This window comes from Nocardioides jensenii JCM 1364 = NBRC 14755, from assembly GCF_001552535.1.
In the GTDB taxonomy this organism is placed as follows: Bacteria; Actinomycetota; Actinomycetes; order Propionibacteriales; family Nocardioidaceae; genus Nocardioides; species Nocardioides jensenii.
This window is the reverse complement of sequence record NZ_BCRJ01000004.1, coordinates 190624-210215: the sequence shown is the minus strand read 5'-3', so window position 1 is coordinate 210215 and position 19592 is coordinate 190624. Positions and strand designations below refer to the sequence as shown.

The following is a 19592-nucleotide window of genomic DNA, read 5'->3' as shown; positions in this document are numbered from 1 at the left end:
GGGCCTCCGGCGGGCAGCGTGGCCGAGACCAGCGACGAGGACTGGACCCGTTCCTTCGAGTCCGTCTTCCTGGGCGCCGTGCGTGTGGCCCGCGAGATCGCGGCGGCACTCGAGGAGGGCGGCTCGATCACGTTCGTGCTCTCCAGCTCCGCCAAGGCGCCCCTGGGCAACATGGCCATCTCGAACGGACTGCGGCCCGGCCTGGCGATGGTCGCCAAGCAGCTCGCCGACGAGCTCGGCCCGCGCGGGATCCGGGTCAACGGGCTGCTGCCCGGGCGCATCGACACCGAGCGGGTGCAGCAGCTCGACGCCGGCACCGGTGACCCGGAGGCCGCACGGGCCGCCACCGTGGCCGACATTCCGCTGGGTCGCTACGGAGCGCCGGAGGAGTTCGGCCGCACGGCGGCCTTCCTCATGTCACCCGCGGCGGGTTTTCTGAGTGGCGTTCTTCTTGCGGTCGACGGCGGGATGTCTCGCACCCTGTGACTGCCGGGCCCTCTTGGCGCCCTTGCCGCTCCACTCGTCGTAGGCCATCCAGAAGAAGCCGACGATCGCGAGCAGACCGAAGAACCACCACTGCAGGCCGTAGAAGAAGTGCGGTCCGTTGCTCAGGTCGGGAGTCTCGGCCTGTTCGAGCGGTTCAGCGGCTTCGGGGTCCTCGGACTCCAGGTCGATGAATCCGCCGTACGTCGTGATGCCCAGCTCCTCGGCCAGCCGGCTGCTGGAGATGGCTCGCGTGGAGTGGTCGGACACGTCGGTCGAGTCCCCGGTGGCGTCCTTGCGGACCCAGCCGGTCACGGTGACCTCTCCCGAGGGCGGGTCGGGGATGTCATCGGGACGGGCGCCGCTGTTGCCGGTGGACATCCATCCCCGGTCGACCAGGAGAGACGTTCCCGACGTCGTCACCAGGGGCACCACGATGTCGACGCCGGACTGGCCGTCGCGAGTGCGGTAGCGCACCACCACCGTGTCATCGACGTCGTACTCACCGGTGGCCGTGACGAGGCGCCACTCGTGCTCGGTGTCCACGGCTCGGCCCGGAGCCATCACCTCGTCGAGCGGCACCGGATCGCCGGCGGTGTTGCGCTCCACGATCGCGTTGGACGCCTTGCGGTCCTCGAGCCGGTGGAACTGCCACTCGCCGAGTCGCCAGGCCAACCAGGCCAGGGCGATGACCACCAGGAAGAAGAGGATCCACCGCCGGCTGAGCAGGAACGACAGTGATCTCACGCCATCGAGGTTATCCCGGCGCCCGGCCGCGAATCGGATCGGGTTGCCCACCGCACTAGGATGGTGTGATGCAGACCTTGAGCGACGCATTCGGCCGCGCGGCCACCGACCTGCGGGTCTCGCTCACCGACAGGTGCAACCTGCGGTGCTCCTACTGTATGCCCGCCGAAGGGCTGGAGTGGCTGCCCGACGACTCGGTGCTCACTGATGACGAGCTGGTGCGGTTGATCTCCATCGCCACCGGCATGCTCGGGGTGAACGAGGTGAGGTTCACCGGTGGTGAGCCGTTGGTGCGCCGCGGCCTGGTCGACATCGTGCGGCGTACCGCTGCCCTCGACCCGCGGCCAGAGATCTCGGTGACCACCAATGCCCTCGGGCTGGCCCGCAACGCCAAGGCCCTGGCCGAGGCGGGACTCGACCGGGTCAACGTCAGCCTCGACACGATCCGCGCCGAGACGTTCGCCGAGATCACCCGCCGAGACCGCATGCAGGACGTCGTCGCCGGTCTAGCCGCAGCACACGAGGCGGGCCTCGGCCCGGTCAAGATCAACGCCGTGCTGTTGCGCGGCGTCAACGACGACCAGGCCCCCGAGCTGCTGCGTTGGGCCATCGAGCACGACTACCACCTGCGGTTCATCGAGCAGATGCCACTCGACGCCCAGCACGGATGGCGTCGCGACACGATGATCACCGCCGACGAGATCCTGGCCGCTCTCGAGGCGGAGTTCGCCCTCACGCCGGCGCAGGAGCCCCGGGGGAGCGCCCCGGCCGAGCTGTTCACCGTCGACGGGGGACCGGCCACGGTCGGGGTCATCGCGTCGGTCACGCGCCCGTTCTGCGGCGACTGCGACCGGGTGCGGCTGACCGCCGACGGCCAGGTGCGCAACTGCCTGTTCGCGCGTGAGGAGTCCGATCTCCGTACGGCGTTGCGCGCCGGGGCCTCCGATCTCGAGCTCGCCCAACGCTGGGTGAGCGCGGTCGCGGGCAAGCTTCCCGGCCACGGCATCAACGACCCGTCGTTCCTCCAGCCGACCAGGCCGATGTCAGCGATCGGCGGCTGAGGCGTCGCGAGGCGGCTCCGCCCGGGCTCAGTCCTGTGTGACCGGCTCGACGTCCTTGAGGAAGCCGCGGGCGCCCAGGAAGTCGCTGAGCGACTGCTTGTGCTCCTCACAGGCCAGCCAGGTCTTGCGGCGGTCGGGGGTGTGCAGCTTCGGGTTGTTCCAGAGCAGGGCCCACTGCGCCGGGGCCTGACACCCCTTCGCGGAGCAGCGCAGCTCGTCGTCCATGTGATCACCCAGTCCCGTCACAGACGATGCCGGACGGCCACGGGGGAGGTCGTCCGGCATCGCTGGTTGATGATTGCACGACCCCGCGTGGTTTCCAATCCGCGCTCACGTGTCGCCGTCGTGTGGCGTCGGACGACGCTCCGAGGAGCCTCCGGACAGCTCCCGGCCGAACCAGTCCGTGGGTCGCAGGTCCATGTCCTCCTTCGGCGTCTGCTCGCCGTTGGCGAAGACCACCGCGACGTACGGCAGGAACACGGCACCCGCGATCAGCACCCAACGCAACCAGCCGGGCCCGACCGCGACGGCGCCGATGAAGCAGGCGGTGCGGATCCCCATCGAGATCAGGTAGCGCTTCTGCCGAGCGGCGATGTCCTCGGCTCGGGCCGGCGCTGCGGTGGTGATCCGCACGGCTTCCGGCTCTCTGCGTGGCATGCCTCCATCGTACGTCGGTAGGCTCCAGGAGTTGTCCGCACTTTCACCCCATCTGGAGGCACCCATGTCGAACCGCACCTACCGAGTCACCGAGATCGTCGGCACGTCCCCCGACGGCATCGACCAGGCCATCCGCAACGGCATCGAGCGTGCCTCCACGACGCTGCGTCACATCGACTGGTTCGAGATGACCCAGGTCCGCGGCCAGGCCAAGGACGGCCAGGTCGAGCACTTCCAGGTCGGTCTCAAGATCGGTTTCCGCCTCGAGGACGAGTGACCAGGACCACGCGCGTCCGTTTAGGCGTACCCCACGGTAATCACTAGCGTCGAGTGGCGTGAGCAGATCCGTACTCGTCACCGGCGGCAACCGCGGCATCGGTCGCGCCATCGCCCAGGCGTTCATCGACCAGGGCGACCAGGTCGCCGTGACCACGCGCAACGGCGGTGCCCCCGAGGGAGCTCTCGACGTGCGCTGTGACATCACCGACCCGGCCGCCGTCGACGCGGCGTTCAAGCAGATCGAGGAGGCCCACGGGCCCGTCGAGGTGCTGGTCGCCAATGCCGGCATCACCAAGGACACCCTGGTGCTGCGGATGAGCGACGACGACTGGGACTCGGTGATCGCCACCAACCTCACCGGCTCGTTCCGGGTCGCCAAGCGCGCCGCCAAGGGCATGCTCAGGCTGCGCCGTGGCCGGATCATCTTCATCTCCTCCGTGGTCGGCCTGCTCGGTTCGCCGGGTCAGGTCAACTACGCGGCGTCCAAGTCCGGCCTGGTCGGCATGGCCCGGTCGCTGGCTCGTGAGCTGGGCTCGCGCTCCATCACGGCCAACGTGGTGGCGCCGGGCTTCGTCACGACGGAGATGACCGACGTCCTGCCCGACGAGCAGAAGGCCGCCTACCAGGCCCAGATCCCGCTCGGCCGGTTCGCCGCGGTCGAGGACGTGGCCGGCGCGGTCACCTGGTTGGCCGGAGACGGCGGTGCCTATGTGACCGGGGCCGTCATCCCGGTCGACGGCGGCCTCGGCATGGGCCACTGACCCACCTTCCCCGACCCCAGTTCGCATGACACAAGGAGTGAGACGCATGGGCATTCTCGACGGCAAGCGGATCCTGGTCGCCGGCGTGACGATGGACAGCTCGATCGGATTCGCGGTGGCCAAGGTCGCCCAGGAACAGGGCGCCACCGTCCTGATCTCCAACTTCGGCCGGGCACTGGGCATCACCAAGCGCATCGCCAAGAGACTGCCGGTCGAGCCGCCGGTGCTCGAGCTCGACGTCACCGACGAGGAGCACCTGGCCCGCCTGCCCGAGCTCGTCACGGAGCACGTCGACGGACTTGACGGCGTGGTGCACTCCATCGCCTACGGCAACCCCGAGACCCTGCTCGGGGGCAAGTTCCTCGACGGACCCTGGAACGACGTCGCCCAGGCGGTGCAGGTCTCGGCGTACTCGCTGAAGTCGCTCGCGATGGCCGCCAAGCCGTTGATGGGCAGCGGGAGCTCCGTGGTCGGCATGACCTTCGACGCGACCGTCGCCTGGCCGGCGTACGACTGGATGGGCGTGGCCAAGGCCTCGCTGGAGTCCACCTCGCGCTATCTGGCTCGCGACCTCGGCGCCGACGGCATCCGGTGCAACCTGGTCTCCGCCGGCCCGCTGCGCACGCTGGCTGCCAAGGCCATCCCCGGGTTCGGGGACCTCGAGGAGATGTGGGGAACCCGGGCACCGCTGGGCTGGGACAACACCGACCAGGACCCCACGGCCCGCGCCGTGTGCGCCCTGCTCTCGGACTTCTTCCCGGCCACCACCGGCGAGATCGTGCACGTCGACGGGGGCTTCCACGCCATGGGTGCGTGACTCTGTAACGTCTCCGGGGTGACCTCACTCATCGAGCTCCGCATCCTGGAAGGGCCCAACCTCTACTTCCCCCGGGCCGCGGTCAAGCTGACCCTCGACATCGCGGCACTGGCCGATGCTCCCGACGACCGGGCGGCGCGTCTCTCCCGCAGGATCGGGCTGAAGAACGCCCGCCCGGGAGCCGCCGGATCCGGTTTCCGGCAGCGGTTCGCGGCCCGCGCGGTGGCCCGGCTGGTCCGGTCCGTGGCCAGTGAGGCAGGCACGGCGCGGCTCGCGGTGCGGGTGCGTACGACGAGCGACCCGCACCAGCTCGTGGTGGCCTTCCCCTGGCGGCACCGCACCCGTGCGGAGGCCCTGGGCCGCTCAGTCGCCGAGGTCCTGGACGGTCTGCCGTCGGCCGACATCGAGTCGCTGATCAGCGAGGTCGCCGAGCGGCTCTCCTCGGTGGAGCCGGGTCCGGCACCCACCACCATCCGCCCGAAGATCCCCGTGGTCGCGGTCACCGGCACCAACGGCAAGACCACGACCTCCCGGATGATCGCGCACATCGCCCGCACCCGGGGACTGCTGGTCGGCTGGTCGAACACCGACGGCATCTACATCGACGGTGAGCTCGTCGAACCCGGCGACTACTCAGGGCCTTCGGGTGCCGGCCGGGTGCTGGCCCACGAACAGGTCGAGCTGGCGGTCACCGAGACCGCGCGCGGAGGCATCCTCCTCAAGGGCATCGGCCTGACCCGCAACGACGTCTCAGTGGTGACCAACGTGACCGCCGACCACCTCGGGCTGCAGGGCATCGACACCGTCGACCAGCTCGCGGAGGTGAAGTCGGTGGTCCCGCAGATCACCCGCCCCGACGGCTGGGCGGTGCTCAACGGCGACGATCCCCGGGTGCTGGCGATGCGTCAGGTGATCAAGGCCAAGCCGTGGGTGTTCTCCCGTGACCCCGACTCGCCGGCGATCCGGGAGGCGCTCAACGCCGGAGGCAGAGCCACCACGGTCATCGACGGGTGGGTGGCGGTGATCGAGCCGGGCAAGGACGCCGACCCGCTCGTCGAGCTGGTCGACGTCCCGATGACGCTGGCCGGACTGTCGCGGTTCAACGTCGAGAACACCCTGGCCGCGGCCTCCGCGGCGCTGGCGATCGGGCTGCCCCGCGAGACCGTCGTCGAGGGGCTGCGCACCTTCCGCCCCGACGCGGAGCACAACCCCGGGCGGATGAACTTCTTCTCCGTCGGCGAGATCTCGGTGGTGATGGACCTCGCCCACAACGAGGCCGGCCTGGAAGCGCTGATCGAGATCATGAACGGCGTACGCCGCCCCGGGGCACGCCTGCTCCTCGGTCTCGGCGTGGTGGGTGACCGCCAGGACGACCTGATCGAGAAGCTCGGCGAGATCGCCGGCCGTGACGCCGACGTGCTCGCGATCTGCCACAAGGAGAAGTACTTCCGCGGGCGCACCATGGAGGAGCTCGACGAGTTGATGCGGGCCGGTGCCGAGCGGGTCGGCGCCACCCACATCGTGTCCTGGCCCACGGAGGTGTCGGGGCTGGAGGCGCTGGTCGCTCAGGCCCAGCCCGGCGACGTGGTCGGCATCATGTGCCACGCCGAGCGGCAGGCCTGCTACGACTGGATCGCCGAGAAGGGCGGCACCGCCGACTCCGCGGAGACCCTGGCCGCCAAGGTCCGCGCCGCCGAGGCCTGAGCCCTGGCCGCCGGCGCGGGTCAGGGGGCGTCGACGGCGCCCGGTCGGGTGTCGAGGTCGACGTCGCCCTCGACGATGAAGCCGACCAGGCCGGCCCGAGACCTCGTCCCGTGGAGCTCGCCCGCCTCCCAGACCGCTGCCTGGCCGGGCCCGATCTCCTGCTCGACCTGATCGCTGCCGCTCACCGTCGCGTCGCCCTCGATCACGACCAGGATCTGGCGGCCGCCAGCGGGATGCCGGCCGATCACCCCACCTGCGGCGAGGCGTACGACGACCAGGTGGGCGTCGGCGGTGATGCCGAGGGCGCCCACCGAGAAGCCGACACTGCCGTGCGACTCGATGGGGCGCCGCGGGACCTGGCCCAGGCTGAGGATGCGCACGTGTCGGTCAGATCCGCTCGGTCGACCCGGAGGTGATGTCGGGATCGGCGGCGGGGGAGTCGTCCGTCGCACCCGACCCGGCCTGGGCCTGGTTGGACCAGGTCTCCAGCTCGGCCATCACCTGTGGGTGCTTGTCGACACAGAGGATGACCAGGTCGCCTCGGTTGGCCCGGCTCATGGCGTGCCGGATCGCGTCGGTCTCGTCGAGGATCACCTCGACCTGCTTGCAGCGGGCGCCGACCTCCATCTCGCGGCGTACGCCCTCGGCCACGAAGCCGGCGACCTCGCCGCGTTCACGACCCCGCAGCGCGACGTCCTCGCGCACGACGACCACGTCGAAGTGGCGCGCGGCGATCTCGCCGAGCTCGCGCATGTCTTCGTCGCGCCGGTCGCCCGCGGTGGCGATGACGCCGATGCGCGAGGGGCGGGCCAGCTCGTGCGCGGACTCGAGCGACTCACCGACCCGGTCGACGAAGTCGCCGAGCATGCGCATGCCAGGAGCGTTGTGGCAGTAGTCGACGATGACGTTGACGCCGTTGACCTCGACCTCGTTGAGGCGGCCGGGAGACTGGTAGTAGTTCGTCGAGAACGTGCGCATGCCTTGGCGGATGTCGTGCAACGGAGCACCAGCGGCGAACGCGGCCGCCGCGGCGGCCATCGCGTTCTGCACGTTCATCCGGGCCCGGCCGCCGAACGTGGACGGGAGCAGGTGGGTCCAGGCCAACTGCATCTCGCGTCGCCCGTGCTTGACCAGAATCATCTCGCCGCGGTCGGAGGGCGCCAGGATCAGCGCCTTGCCACCCCGACGGCAGTGCGCGTCGATCATCTCGCGGGCCTCGGTGCCCGGTTCCTCCATGGAGAACCAGACGATCTGACCCGAGCAGCGACGGCGCATGTTGCGCACCAGCGGATCGTCGGCGTTCAGCACGGCGTGCCCGTCGCGCGGCACCGCCTCGACCACGACCGCCTTCACGTCGGCCAGCTGCTCGACGGTGTCGATGCCGCGCAGGCCCAGGTGATCGGGCTGCACGTTGAGCACGACCGCGACGTCGTTGCGCTCGTAGCCGAGCCCCTCGCGCAGGATGCCGCCACGCGCGACCTCGAAGACCGCGAAGTCGACCCGCGGGTTCTGCAGCACCATGCGCGCCGACCGGGGTCCGGACGCGTCGGCCCGGATCAGCAGCCGCTCGTCGATCACCACACCGTCGGTCGAGGTCATGCCGACCTTGCGGCCCATGCCCTTGAAGATGTGGGAGATCATCCGCGAGGTGGTGGTCTTGCCGTTGGTGCCGGTCACCGCCACGATCGGGATCCGTGACGGCGCCCCGGGCGGGAAGAGCATGTCGACCACGGGCTTGGCGATGAACTGCGGCTCGCCGATGGTCGGATGGGTGTGCATGCGGAAGCCGGGAGCGGCGTTGACCTCGCAGATCGCGCCACCGGTCTCACGGACCGGCTCGGTGATGTCCGGGCAGATGAAGTCGATGCCGGCGATGTCGAGGCCGATCATGCGTGCGGCCTCCTCGGCGATCTCGACGTTCTCGGGGTGCGCCTCGAAGGTGCGGTCGATCGAGATGCCGCCGGTGGACATGTTGCCGGTCAGGGCCAGCTTCACCTGGACGCCGGCCTCGGGGACGTCGCTCATCTCATAGCCCTGGTCGCGGACTCGCTCGATGGCTGCGTCGTCGACGGCGATGCGGGTGAGCACCTTCTCGTGGCCGACGCCGCGCCGCGGGTCGGCGTTGGCCATCTCGACCAGGTGCTCGATCGAGCTGGTGCCGTCGCCGGTGACACCGGCCGGGACGCGCTCGGCCACGGCGACCAGCCGGCCATCGATGATCAGGCAGCGGTAGTCCTTGCCGGTGACCATCGACTCGACGATCACCCAGCCCCGCCGGGACTGGTCCTTGGCGATCGGGAACGCCTCGCGGACGTCGTCCTCGCTCTCGAGGTCGAGGCAGACGCCGCGGCCGTGGTTGCCGTCGAGCGGCTTCACGACGACGGGGTAGCCGATGCGGTTGGCGACCGTGACCGCCTGGTCCGCCGTACGCACGGACTCCTGCTTGGGGACGGGCAGGCCGGCGGCACCGAGCAAGCGTGTGGTGAGGTCCTTGTCGCTGGCGATGTCGACCGCGATCGAGCTGGTCTCCGAGGTCATCGTGGCCCGGATCCGCTTGGCGTGCACGCCCTGGCCGAGCTGGACCAGCGAGTGCTGGTTCAGTCGCAGCCACGGGATGTCGCGCGAGACGGCCTCGTCGACGATGGCCTGCGTGGACGGACCGAACGCGGTGCGTTCGGCGCGCTTGATGAACGCCTCCAGCTCGTTGTCCCAGTCGAACTCCGGGTCGGCCTCGACGAGGTGGTTGACCAGGCGTACGGCCAAGCGTGCGGCGGCCAGGCCGACCTGCTCGTCGACATAGCCGAAGATCACGTTGTAGTGCCCGGGCCTGCCCTTGACCTGCCGGGTCTTGCCGCGGCGGATGTCGTGGCCGACCACCTGCTGCAGGGCGAGCGCGGTGTGCTCGGCGACGTGGCCCAGCCAGGTGCCCTCGTTGAGCCGTTCGACGAAGCCGCCGCGGCGGCCGCGGGAGCAGGAGTGCTCACGCAGGCCGGGCAGCATCTGGAGGATGTTGTCGGTGAAACCGGGGATCGTGTTGGTCGGGAACTGCTCCAGGGAACCGAGGTCGACGACCAGATGGATCGAGCGGTCGTAGGACCAGATGTTCGCGCCACGGTAGACGCGGGTCTCGACGATGGCCAGGTCAGCGGTCGGGCGTCCACCCGCCAGGGGAGTTTCGGTCATGAGCTCGCTTCCGTCTCGTCGTGGATGGTGGGGTTGTGGGCACTCGCCCGTCGTCTGCTCCGACGACGCCTCAGGACCGTGGGCGACACGTCTCCGGCCGCGATGTCGCGAGCCAGCTTGCGGAGGTCGCGACCGGCCTCCGCGATCTCGGCCGCCTCCGCCTCGTCGGCCACGGCGGGCTTGGGCACCAGCGAACGTGTCGTCAGGTCGAAGGTGGCACCTTGTGGGAGCACGTGCAGGACGACGCCGGAGGTGAGCAGGGGTGAGGACCGGGGTGCCTCGTGCGCGTTGGTGACGATCTGGCTCGGGTCGAAGATGGTCACCGCCCCTTTGCCGATCACGCGCAGCACCTCGTGACCGTCCTCGACGGTGACCACGGCCGCGGTGTCCTCGTCGACCCCCATGCCGAGCAGCTGCGGCGACTGGGCCACGATCATCAGCAACCGGCCGTAGCGGTTGCGCTGCTCGAAGTGCTGGTCGATCACGGAGTTCTCGATCAGCCCGAGCCCGGCCGCGACCTGCGTCATCCGCTGCTTCGCGGTGGCCCCGCCGGTGCCGAACGCGACCATGTGCGAGGACTGGATGCTCGCGCCGGCCGACGTGCCCGCGATCACGGCACCACGACGGCGCGCCGCATGGATGGCTTCGCCGAACGGGGTTCCGCAGATTGCACCTGAGAGCTTGAGCTGGTTGCCGCCGGTCATGAAGATGCCGGTCACGTCGGCCAGCGCCTCCACGAACTCGGCGTCGTGCGACTGATCCCTGGTCTCCGGACGCACCGAGACGACCTCGGCCGCGCCCAGCCTGCGGAAGAGGGCGTCGTACACCTCGACGATCTCTGGGCCGAGTGACGAGGCGGTCGCGATCACGGCGATCTTCGCCTCCGCGCCGCCGCTGGCCCGCACGAACTCGGTGAGGACCGAACGCCTGCGCAGCTTGTCCTCGGCGCCCCCGACGATCATCAGGGGTCCGGGTGTGGTGGATTCGATGGTCTGCTCCGGCTCCGTCGGCATGACAGGCAGGCTAGCCGGTGCCAACATGGGCGCGTGCACACGACTTCCCGGATCCTCGTCATCATGAGACACGCCAAGGCGGAGCCGGCCGCCGTGACCGACCACGCACGGGATCTGACCGCCGGTGGTCGCCGCGACGCGGCCCTGGCGGGCGAGTGGTTGCGCGAGGCGCGGATCGTCCCCGACGCAGCCCTGATCTCCTCCGCGACACGGACGACGAGCACGTGGCAGGAGGTCTCCTCGGCGGCGGGGCTGAACTGTCGGCTCGACTCGAGTGACGCGTTGTACGCCGCCGAGCCCGACTCGGCTCTCGACCTGATCCGGAGCACGGCGGACGAGGTGGGCACCCTGATCGTGATCGGTCACAACCCGACGATGGGGCTGCTCGCCCAGTCGTTGGACGACGGCGACGGTGACGTCGAGGCCTCCACCGGCATGATCGCCGGCTTCCCGACCTGCGCGACGGCGGTGTTCACGTTCGAGGGCGGTTGGGTCGACCTCGCGCCCGGGGCCGCCCGTCTGGCCAGCTTCCACGTGCCGCGGGGCGGTTGAGTCCAGCCGCGGGTCGAGCCTTCAGACCGGTGGCGCCGGGGTGACGATCCCGACCGCAGCGTCGGCCGCCTCGATCTCCTCGCGTGAGATGCCCAACAGATACATGATCGCGTCGAGGTAGGGCACGTTGACCGCGGTGTCGGCGGCCTGCTGCACGACCGGCTTCGCGTTGTAGGCGATGCCCAGGCCGGCGGCGTTGAGCATGTCGAGGTCGTTGGCGCCGTCGCCGATCGCGATGACCGACTCCTCGGTCACCCCCACCTCGGCAGCGAACCGGCGCAGGGCGGCGGCCTTGCCGGCACGGTCGACGACGTCGCCGACGATGCGACCGGTGAGTCGGCCGTCGGCGATCTCGAGCTCGTTGGCGTGGGCGAAGTCGAAGCCCAGGTCGGCGGCGATCCGGTCGGTGATCTGGCTGAAGCCACCCGAGACCATCGCGAACCGGTAGCCCAGTCGCTTGAGCGTGCGGATCATCGTGCGAGCACCCGGTGCGAAGACGATGCCCTCGTAGACCCGGTCGAGGGCGCGGGCATCGACGCCTTCCAGCAGGGCGACGCGGCCACGCAGTGAGTCGGCGAAGTCCAGCTCGCCGCGCATCGCCTGCTCGGTGACCCGGGCCACCTCGGGCTCACACCCGGCGTGGGCGGCGAGCATCTCGATGACCTCACCCTGGACCAGGGTGGAGTCGACGTCCATCACGATCAGACGCATGCCGCGGCGCAGGAGGTTCGCCGGTTGCACGGCGACGTCCACGCCCTGCGTGGCGGCCTCCCTGACCAGCCCGGCGCGCAGCGTCTCGGTGGCGACGCCGGAGACGTGCAGCTCGATGGCGGTCACGGGATAGCGGGCCATCCGCTCGATGCGGTCGATGTTGCCGCCCGAGTCGGCGATGCGCCCGGTCATCGCGGCCATCGCCGCAGCGCGCAGGGGTGCGCCGATGACGGTGACATGGCTGCGCCCGTCGCGCCGGGCCTTGTTGTCGCCGACACCTCGGTCGACCTCGACCTGCATGCCGAGGTCGGTGCCGACCTGGGCGACCGCGTCGCGCAGCCGCTTCCACTCGCGGGGGGCACTCACCAGGACACCGAGCACCAGGCGGCGCCGCAGCACGATCTGCTCGATGTCGATCACCTCCACGCCAGCCGTGGCGAGCGTGGAGAACACGGCGGAGGTCACGCCCGGGCGGTCCTTGCCCGTGAGCGTGATGAGCAGGGTCTTCGGCGGACCGGTGGGGTCACTCGTGTCAGGCGCATTCATGTCAGGGCCGAGGCTATCCCCGTTGGGTGACGAGTCGTCCACCAGTTCGTCAGGCGGGCGGCCACACCTCGGGCGAGCAGGCCGCGACCATGGCCCGGCGTGCGGCGAGCTCCAGGGGGAGCAGTGCGTCGCTGCGTCGCGCCATCTCGTGGGCCGACATTGCGCCGCCGTGGTCCTCGCCGGCCAGCTCGACGATGCCCAGGGCCTGGAGCGCGCGTCCGGCCAGGGAGACGGCACGCGGCGGGGTCCCCTCGGGGGCGTCGTACGTCGGCACGTGCCGCAGGTTCATCAGCTCGTCGGCCACCTCGGGTCGCCACCGGGCGACATCGAGGTCGACGAGTGCTGTCGCGGTGGCGGCGACCGTCGCTCTCAGGCCACGGTCGGCCTCACCGAGGTCGTCGATCGCGCGTCGGCCGGCGGGCAGCACCTGCCAGACCACGCCGGCACCGGCGCGAGCGGGCACGAGGCCGAGGTCGGCACCTTCGAGCAGCACGGCCTCGCCGGACTCCAGTGCGGCGGCGTTGAAGTCGGACGGGCCGCCGAGGCCGGTGGGATGGCCGGGGGCAGGCAGGGCGAGACCGGCGGAACGGGCACCGCTGCGTCTGATCGCGCCCAGGCTGAGCAGCAGTGACGTGGTGCCGTCCGCGCCCGGCAGGCCGCTGAGGTCATGGGCGGCATCGCCGTCGAGCACCGCGTCGCGGACGTCGTCGGGGGTGGCATTCCCACGCAGCCACGCTGACAGCCACCAGGCCATGCGGGCCGAGTCGATCGGGAGTGCCGGTGCCATGCCGCGGGAGCCTACGCCGGGTGGATAGGGTGCGTGGCATGACCGCCGTACTTGAGTTCGCCGAGGTGACGGTGCGCCGTGGCGGGGCCACGTTGCTCGACGGCATCAACTGGACGGTCGAGGAGGACGAGCGTTGGGTGATCCTCGGGCCCAACGGGGCCGGCAAGACCACGCTGATCCAGGTCGCTGCCGCTCAGATCCACCCGACGTCCGGTGTCGCCGGCATCCTCGACGAGGTGCTCGGCACGATCGACGTGTTCGAGCTGCGACCCCGGATCGGGCTGACCTCCGCGGCCATCGCCGAACGCATCCCGCGCACCGAGCTGGTCCGCGACGTCGTGGTCTCCGCGTCGTACGGCGTCCTCGGGCGCTGGCGTGAGGAGTACGACTCCCTCGACCACGGGCGTGCGGAGCAGCTGCTCGTCGAGCTCGGCGCCAAGCCTCTGCTGGACCGCACGTTCGGCACGCTGAGCGAGGGGGAGCGGAAGCGGGTGCAGATCGCCCGGGCGCTGATGACCGACCCCGAGCTGCTGCTGCTCGACGAGCCCGCTGCGGGCCTCGACCTGGGCGGACGCGAGGACCTCGTCTCGACCCTGTCGGTGCTGGCGCAGGACGAGCTCGCCCCCGCGACCGTGCTGATCTCGCACCACGTCGAGGAGATCCCCCCGGGCTTCACCCACGCCCTGCTGCTGCGTGAGGGACGGGTCGTGGCGGCCGGGCCGGTCGAGCGGGTGATCAGCGAGGAGCTGCTCAGTGCCACGTTCGGGATGGCCCTGCAGGTGCGACTGGAGGACGGCAGGTACGCCGCCCGTCGTCGAAGTCGACGGCACGCGGGCTAGGCTCCGGACATGGACTGGTTGCGGGATCATGCGTGGGAGACCTGGTTGGGTCTGACCATCCTTCTCGGTGTCGCCGAGCTGTTCAGCATGGACCTCATCCTGCTCATGCTCGCCGCCGGTGCCGGGGTGGGTGTCATCGCCGCGCTGCTCGGGGCGCCGCTGGTGCTGCAGGTGCTGCTGTTCGCGATCGCCTCCGTTGCGGCGCTGGCGCTGGTGCGCCCGAGTGCGCTGAAGAGGCTGCACTCCGGTCCGGAGCTGTCGCTGGGCCACGGCAAGCTCGTCGGTCACCAGGGCGTCGTACTCGCCCGCATCACCGAGCAGGAGTCCGGTCGCATCAAGCTCGCCGGCGAGGAGTGGACCGCCCGACCGTACGACGAGACCATCGTGATCGAACCCGGGGAGACCGTCGAGGTGCTCCAGATCAAGGGAGCCACGGCCTACGTCCACCCGGTGCCGCGGCTCGAGCCCTGAGCCGCACAAGACCTGTTTGTCGCAACAAGTGACGGATCTTCCGTCGGGGAAAGGAAGAGCACATGCCCGTAGTACTCGTGCTGTTGCTACTGCTGTTGCTGTTCGTCGTCGTCGTGCTCGCCAAGACTGTGCGGATCGTTCCGCAGGCGCGCGCCGGCATCGTCGAACGGTTCGGCAAGTACAAGGGCTCGCTGCCGGCCGGCCTCAACATCGTGATGCCGTTCATCGACAAGGTGCGCTACATGATCGACCTGCGTGAGCAGGTCGTCTCGTTCCCGCCCCAGCCGGTGATCACCGAGGACAACCTGGTCGTCTCGATAGACACCGTCATCTACTTCCAGGTCACCGACCCGGTGGCGGCGACCTACGAGATCGCCAACTACATCCAGGCCGTCGAGCAGCTGACCATGACCACGCTGCGCAACATCGTCGGCGGCATGGACCTCGAGGAGACCCTCACCAGTCGTGACGCGATCAACAGCCGCCTGCGCGGCGTGCTCGACGAGGCGACCGGCAAGTGGGGCATCCGCGTGAACCGTGTCGAGCTCAAGGGCATCGACCCGCCGCCCTCCATCAAGGACTCGATGGAGAAGCAGATGCGCGCCGACCGTGAGAAGCGTGCCGTCATCCTCACCGCCGAAGGTCAGCGCCAGGCTGCGATCCTCACCGCCGAGGGTTCCAAGCAGTCCGCGATTCTCTCCGCCGAGGGTGACCGCGAGTCACTGATCCTGCGGGCCCAGGCTGACCGTGAGTCGCAGATCCTGCGTGCCCAGGGTGAGGGCCAGGCCATCCAGACGGTGTTCCAGGCGATCCACGACGGCCGTCCAGACCAGTCACTGCTGGCCTACCAGTACCTCCAGATGATGCCGAAGATCGCGGAGGGCGACGCCAACAAGGTGTGGATCGTGCCGTCCGAGATCGGCAAGGCGCTCGAGGGCCTCGGCTCCACGATGACCGAGCTCAGTGGCATCCCGAAGGACGTCGACGGGCCTCGGGTGCGCGTCGACATGGGTTCGAGCACGCCGAAGATTCCCGACCCGGCCGACCCGACCCTGTCCAGCACCCACGCAGCGGTCGAGGAGGCCATCGCCGAGGCCAAGGGCGCGGCCATCGGCAAGGACTCGGCCGCTGGTGCGTCGACGCCGCCGGTCGACCCTGAGGTGCCACCGAACCAGTGACACTGCTCGAAGCGGCGGCGATCCTGTTTGCGGGGCTCGCCGCCGGCACCATCAACACCGTGGTGGGGTCGGGAACGCTGATCACGTTCCCGACCCTCCTCGCGTTCGGCGTACCACCGGTGACTGCGAACGTGTCCAACACGGTCGGGCTCGTCCCGGGCTCGATCTCCGGCGCGGTCGGCTACCGCCGCGAGCTGCGCGGCCAGCGCGGCCGGATCGTGCGCCTCTCGGTGGCCTCACTCATCGGTGGTACGACGGGCGCGATCCTGTTGCTCGTGCTCCCGGAAGGCGCCTTCGAGGCGGTCGTGCCGGTGCTGATCGTGCTGGGCTGTGTGCTGGTCGTCTTCCAGCCGCGGATCTCGGCATGGGTGGCCAGGCGGCACGAGGCGGCCGGTGGCCTGCCCGAGCACGGGGCGTGGTGGGTGTGGCCGGCGGTGCTGCTGACCGGCGTGTACGGCGGTTACTTCGGCGCGGCCCAGGGTGTGCTGTTGATGGCGGTCATGGGCATCGGCATCGACGAGACGATGCAGCGGCTCAACGGCGCGAAGAACGTGTTGGCGGCGCTGGTCAACGGGGTCGCTGGCATCATCTTCGTGATCGTGGCCGACGTCGACTGGTTGGTGGTCGTGCTGATCGCCGCTGGTGCCGTGATCGGGGGGCAGGTCGGAGCGACGTACGGTCGTCGTCTGCCGTCTGCCGGGCTGCGCGCACTGATCGTCGTGGTCGGGATCGTGGCGCTCGTCTTCTTTCTGGCGGGTTGAGTGCCCGGGTGGCGGCGGGAGCGACCAGATGAGCACGCGACCTACCTGCGGAGGCCGGCAACTCCTGCGATGACCGCGCCGAGAGCCGGAAGAGTCAGCAGCACGGCGGTCTTCTTCGAGACCGAGCCGTTCGCGCCGGAGACCATGCCGGCCACGGCGTCAGCCGCGTCGATGCCGACGCCGACGAGCACGAGGTCACGTCGGCGAGTGCCGGAGGCGGCGAGCGTGAGCGCGCCGACCGCGACCTCACGCGAGCCGAACATCCGGGTCATGTAGCCGAGCTGGGGGTTCTTCGCCCCGTCGAGGCCGAAGATCCGGGTGGCGAGCGTGGGCGTGAGCAGGCTCAGCAGTCCGAGGACGAGGCGGCCGAGGTTCAGTCCGGTGACGGGATTCATGACCGGAGACTAGCGGCCGCCCTCGGACGTTCGTCGACGAACCTCCGACGATGTCCACTCAGTGGGTGTCGACGTACGCCGTCAGCCAGATGTCCATCTCGGCATACACCTGCTTGCGCACCTCGGGCAGTGACAGCACGACGTCGTGGCGGGCGTCCTCGATGGCGATGCTGGTGACGTGGCGCCCCAGCGACGGCGCCCACCGGCGGATCTGGCTGACGTCGAGGACGATGTCGTGACGGTTCACGGCGTCATCCATCTGTTCGGGGGCGGCGCTGCGGGCACTGGAGAGGACGAGGGAGGGGCAGCCCACCTCGATGCCCGCGTGCAGCTCGGCGTGCCCGTTGCGGACCGCGCGCAGCCACCCCGCATAGACCGGCTGGGACTCCACCGGCTTCCAGGCCAGGTCGAAGTCGAACTCGCCCTCGTGGTCACGGTGCAGGCTGCGTGTGTAGAAACCGTTGACCGGTCGCGGGATCACCCGTTTCGGTGTCCGGGCGCCGACCTGCTTGATCACCGTGGTGCCGATCGTGCGGGTCCACCACGCGCCCTGCATGTCGAACCAGGGCGAGTTGAGCACCATCCCGGCCAACGGGGGGCGACGGTCGTTGGCCCACAGGGGCAGGGTCAGGCCGCCGGTGGAGTGGGCGGTCACCACGACATGGTCGTGGTCGTCGCGTCCGGTGACACGGGCCCAGGCCGCGTCGAGGTCGGGGTAGTACTCCTTGAGGTCCTCGACGTAGTTGGGCGTCTGATGTGGCCGGATGGACCTGCCGTACTTGCGCAGGTCGAGGGCGTAGAAGTCGTAGCCTCGCGCGTTCCACCACTCGGCGTACTCGGTCTGGAAGAAGTAGTCGGCGAAGCCGTGCACGTGGAGCACCGCCCGGCGGGTCGGCGAGGGTGCCGGGCGGCGGACCAGCGTGGCCACCACCGCGCCCTCGGCGTCGTCGGGAAGGGTGATCGTCTCGGCGGTGTACGGCGTCCCCAGGACGTCAGTGTCGACCTCGCTCATGAGGTGATTGTCGCAGCCCCGACACGCCATCAGAACGTGGTCCGGAGTTTCTTGAATTATTCCAGAAAAGATGGTTGAGTCGTGGTGTTGACCCACCCCGACGAAGGAGCGATCAGTGAGTGACGAGAACACCAAGCCGTTGACCACGGCGGCCGGTGCCCCGGTCTCCAACAACCAGGACAGCCTGACCGCAGGTCCGCGTGGACCCATGCTCCTGCAGGACCTCTGGTTCCTCGAGAAGCTGGCCCACTTCGATCGCGAGGTCATCCCCGAGCGACGCATGCACGCCAAGGGATCTGGCGCCTACGGCACGTTCAAGGTCACCCACGACATCTCGAAGTACACCAAGGCCAAGCTGTTCAGCAAGGTCGGCAACGAGGCCGAGATGTTCGCCCGGTTCTCGACCGTGGCCGGCGAGCGCGGGGCGGCCGACGCCGAGCGCGACATCCGTGGCTTCGCGGTGCGCTTCTACACCGAGGAGGGCAACTGGGACATCGTCGGCAACAACACCCCGGTCTTCTTCTTCCGTGACCCGCTGAAGTTCCCCGACCTGAACCGTGCCGTGAAGCGCGACCCGCGCACCAACCTGCGCGACGCCGAGAACAACTGGGGCTTCTGGACCAACCTCCCCGAGGCGCTGCACCAGGTCACGATCGTGATGTCGGACCGAGGCATCCCGAAGTCCTACCGTCACATGCACGGCTTCGGCTCCCACACGTTCTCGATGATCAACGAGGCCGGCGAGCGGTTCTGGGTCAAGTTCCACCACCGCACCCAGCAGGGCATCGAGAACCTCACCGACGAGGAGGCCACCAAGCTCGTCGGCGAGGACCGCGAGTCCAGCCAGCGCGACCTCTACGAGGCCATCGAGCGCGGTGACTTCCCGAAGTGGAAGCTCTTCATCCAGGTGATGCCCGAGGCCGACGCGGAGAACTACCGCTTCCACCCCTTCGACCTCACCAAGGTCTGGTCGAAGAAGGACTACCCGCTGATCGAGGTCGGCGAGTGGGAGCTCAACCGCAACCCGGAGAACTACTTCGCCGACGTCGAGCAGGCCGCCTTCACTCCGGCCAACCTGATCCCCGGCATCAGCATCTCGCCCGACCGCATGCTGCAGGGTCGACTGTTCTCCTACGGCGACGCGGCGCGCTACCGCCTCGGCGTCAACCACCACCAGATCCCGGTGAACTTCGCCAAGGCGGCACCGGCCCTGAACACCTACCACCGCGACGGCACGATGCGCGTGGACGGCAACCAGGGTGGCGTTCCCGGCATCGAGCCGAACAACTTCGGCCGCTGGGCCGAGCAGCCGTCGTACGCCGACCCGGCCCAGGCGATCGGGTCGACGGCCGACCGGTTCAACTTCCGTGAGGACGACGACAACTACTTCGAGCAGCCCGGCGACCTGTTCCGCCTGATGAGCGCGGAGCAGCAGCAGGTGCTCTTCGAGAACACCGCTCGTGCCATCGACGGCGCTTCGGAGACGTCGGTCGAGAAGCACATCGCCAATTGCACCGCCGCCGACCCGGCGTACGGCGAGGGCGTGCGCAAGGCGATCGAGGCACTGAAGGCAGGCGCGGTCGGCGACACCGACCCGAACCCGGACAACACCCCCGCCTGATCCATCGATACTCC

General features: G+C 69.6%; 22 protein-coding genes. 12 read left to right on the top strand and 10 right to left on the bottom strand.

What is annotated here, in order from left to right; all coding sequences use genetic code 11:
- Positions 1-486 (top strand): SDR family oxidoreductase (locus tag NJ4_RS03065; protein WP_157550636.1); only part of this gene is annotated, 486 nt, incomplete at its 5' end.
- On the opposite strand, the gene NJ4_RS03060 is transcribed toward NJ4_RS03065, so the two are convergent.
- Entirely contained in the window at positions 418-1230 is an 813-nt protein-coding gene (locus NJ4_RS03060) for an SURF1 family cytochrome oxidase biogenesis protein (protein WP_067429943.1), read from the bottom strand. The two genes, NJ4_RS03065 and NJ4_RS03060, sit on opposite strands and share 69 nt — an antisense overlap.
- A 68-nt stretch (positions 1231-1298) precedes the next feature.
- Between NJ4_RS03060 and moaA the strand changes: the two genes are divergently transcribed.
- Positions 1299-2291 carry a GTP 3',8-cyclase MoaA gene (gene moaA, locus NJ4_RS03055; protein WP_067429940.1) on the top strand — a complete coding sequence of 331 codons (993 nt, stop codon included), beginning with the start codon at positions 1299-1301 and terminating at the stop codon, positions 2289-2291.
- Positions 2292-2318: 27 nt separating this feature from the next.
- On the opposite strand, the gene NJ4_RS03050 is transcribed toward moaA, so the two are convergent.
- Positions 2319-2516, bottom strand: a complete 198-nt coding sequence (locus tag NJ4_RS03050; RefSeq protein WP_067429938.1) for an acetone carboxylase — start codon at positions 2514-2516, stop codon at positions 2319-2321.
- A gap of 105 nt (positions 2517-2621) precedes the next feature.
- Positions 2622-2948, bottom strand: coding sequence for a DUF3099 domain-containing protein (locus NJ4_RS03045; protein ID WP_067429935.1), 327 nt, complete (start codon positions 2946-2948; stop codon positions 2622-2624).
- Between the two features lie 64 nt (positions 2949-3012).
- Here NJ4_RS03045 and NJ4_RS03040 point away from each other — a divergent pair, with 64 nt between their 5' ends.
- The 4 genes from NJ4_RS03040 to NJ4_RS03025 are packed head-to-tail and all read left to right on the top strand — an operon-like array spanning position 3013 to position 6509.
- Positions 3013-3225: a dodecin gene (locus tag NJ4_RS03040; protein ID WP_067429932.1), complete on the top strand. Its 213-nt coding sequence runs from the start codon at positions 3013-3015 to the stop codon at positions 3223-3225.
- Positions 3226-3283: 58 nt separating this feature from the next.
- The gene (gene fabG / locus NJ4_RS03035; protein WP_067429929.1) at positions 3284-3988 is read left to right on the top strand and encodes a beta-ketoacyl-ACP reductase; all 705 of its coding nucleotides are present in this window, start codon (positions 3284-3286) and stop codon (positions 3986-3988) included.
- A gap of 46 nt (positions 3989-4034) precedes the next feature.
- Complete coding sequence (gene fabI / locus NJ4_RS03030; RefSeq protein ID WP_067429926.1) at positions 4035-4805, top strand: enoyl-ACP reductase FabI; 771 nt, start codon at positions 4035-4037, stop codon at positions 4803-4805.
- 18 nt (positions 4806-4823) lie between these two features.
- Positions 4824-6509 (top strand): Mur ligase family protein, encoded by a 1686-nt coding sequence (locus NJ4_RS03025; protein ID WP_245644421.1) that lies wholly within the window; start codon positions 4824-4826, stop codon positions 6507-6509.
- A gap of 20 nt (positions 6510-6529) precedes the next feature.
- On the opposite strand, the gene NJ4_RS03020 is transcribed toward NJ4_RS03025, so the two are convergent.
- The 3 genes from NJ4_RS03020 to NJ4_RS03010 are packed head-to-tail and all read right to left on the bottom strand — an operon-like array spanning position 6530 to position 10705.
- Positions 6530-6889, bottom strand: coding sequence for a cupin domain-containing protein (locus tag NJ4_RS03020; RefSeq protein ID WP_067429923.1), 360 nt, complete (start codon positions 6887-6889; stop codon positions 6530-6532).
- Positions 6890-6896: 7 nt separating this feature from the next.
- The gene (gene cphA / locus NJ4_RS03015) at positions 6897-9692 is read right to left on the bottom strand and encodes a cyanophycin synthetase (RefSeq protein WP_067429920.1); all 2796 of its coding nucleotides are present in this window, start codon (positions 9690-9692) and stop codon (positions 6897-6899) included.
- A complete protein-coding gene (locus NJ4_RS03010) occupies positions 9689-10705 on the bottom strand; it encodes a cyanophycinase (RefSeq protein ID WP_082748119.1) in 1017 nt (338 codons plus the stop codon). The genes cphA and NJ4_RS03010 overlap by 4 nt, the downstream gene beginning before the upstream one ends.
- Positions 10706-10768: 63 nt before the next feature.
- Between NJ4_RS03010 and NJ4_RS03005 the strand changes: the two genes are divergently transcribed.
- Positions 10769-11257, top strand: coding sequence for a SixA phosphatase family protein (locus NJ4_RS03005; RefSeq protein ID WP_067430041.1), 489 nt, complete (start codon positions 10769-10771; stop codon positions 11255-11257).
- Between the two features lie 21 nt (positions 11258-11278).
- On the opposite strand, the gene serB is transcribed toward NJ4_RS03005, so the two are convergent.
- Positions 11279-12514 carry a phosphoserine phosphatase SerB gene (serB, locus tag NJ4_RS03000; RefSeq protein WP_067429918.1) on the bottom strand — a complete coding sequence of 412 codons (1236 nt, stop codon included), beginning with the start codon at positions 12512-12514 and terminating at the stop codon, positions 11279-11281.
- Between the two features lie 49 nt (positions 12515-12563).
- Positions 12564-13301 carry a hypothetical protein gene (locus NJ4_RS02995; protein ID WP_067429916.1) on the bottom strand — a complete coding sequence of 246 codons (738 nt, stop codon included), beginning with the start codon at positions 13299-13301 and terminating at the stop codon, positions 12564-12566.
- Positions 13302-13339: 38 nt separating this feature from the next.
- Here NJ4_RS02995 and NJ4_RS02990 point away from each other — a divergent pair, with 38 nt between their 5' ends.
- The 4 genes from NJ4_RS02990 (at position 13340) to NJ4_RS02975 (ending at position 16550) form a co-directional block, all read left to right on the top strand.
- Positions 13340-14140, top strand: a complete 801-nt coding sequence (locus NJ4_RS02990; protein WP_067429914.1) for an ABC transporter ATP-binding protein — start codon at positions 13340-13342, stop codon at positions 14138-14140.
- 9 nt (positions 14141-14149) lie between these two features.
- Positions 14150-14611, top strand: a complete 462-nt coding sequence (locus NJ4_RS02985; protein ID WP_067429911.1) for an NfeD family protein — start codon at positions 14150-14152, stop codon at positions 14609-14611.
- Positions 14612-14673: 62 nt separating this feature from the next.
- On the top strand, positions 14674-15789 hold the full coding sequence (locus tag NJ4_RS02980) for an SPFH domain-containing protein (protein WP_067429909.1): 1116 nt from the start codon (positions 14674-14676) through the stop codon (positions 15787-15789).
- Positions 15786-16550, top strand: a complete 765-nt coding sequence (locus NJ4_RS02975; protein ID WP_067429903.1) for a sulfite exporter TauE/SafE family protein — start codon at positions 15786-15788, stop codon at positions 16548-16550. Before NJ4_RS02980 ends, NJ4_RS02975 begins: the two co-directional genes overlap by 4 nt.
- Before the next feature lie 41 nt (positions 16551-16591).
- On the opposite strand, the gene NJ4_RS02970 is transcribed toward NJ4_RS02975, so the two are convergent.
- On the bottom strand, positions 16592-16945 hold the full coding sequence (locus NJ4_RS02970; protein WP_067429902.1) for a DUF4267 domain-containing protein: 354 nt from the start codon (positions 16943-16945) through the stop codon (positions 16592-16594).
- Positions 16946-17003: 58 nt separating this feature from the next.
- Positions 17004-17957 (bottom strand): alpha/beta hydrolase, encoded by a 954-nt coding sequence (locus NJ4_RS02965; protein WP_067429899.1) that lies wholly within the window; start codon positions 17955-17957, stop codon positions 17004-17006.
- A gap of 115 nt (positions 17958-18072) precedes the next feature.
- On the opposite strand from NJ4_RS02965, the gene NJ4_RS02960 reads away from it, so the two are divergent.
- Positions 18073-19578: a catalase gene (locus NJ4_RS02960; protein WP_067429896.1), complete on the top strand. Its 1506-nt coding sequence runs from the start codon at positions 18073-18075 to the stop codon at positions 19576-19578.
- Positions 19579-19592: the final 14 nt, after the last annotated feature.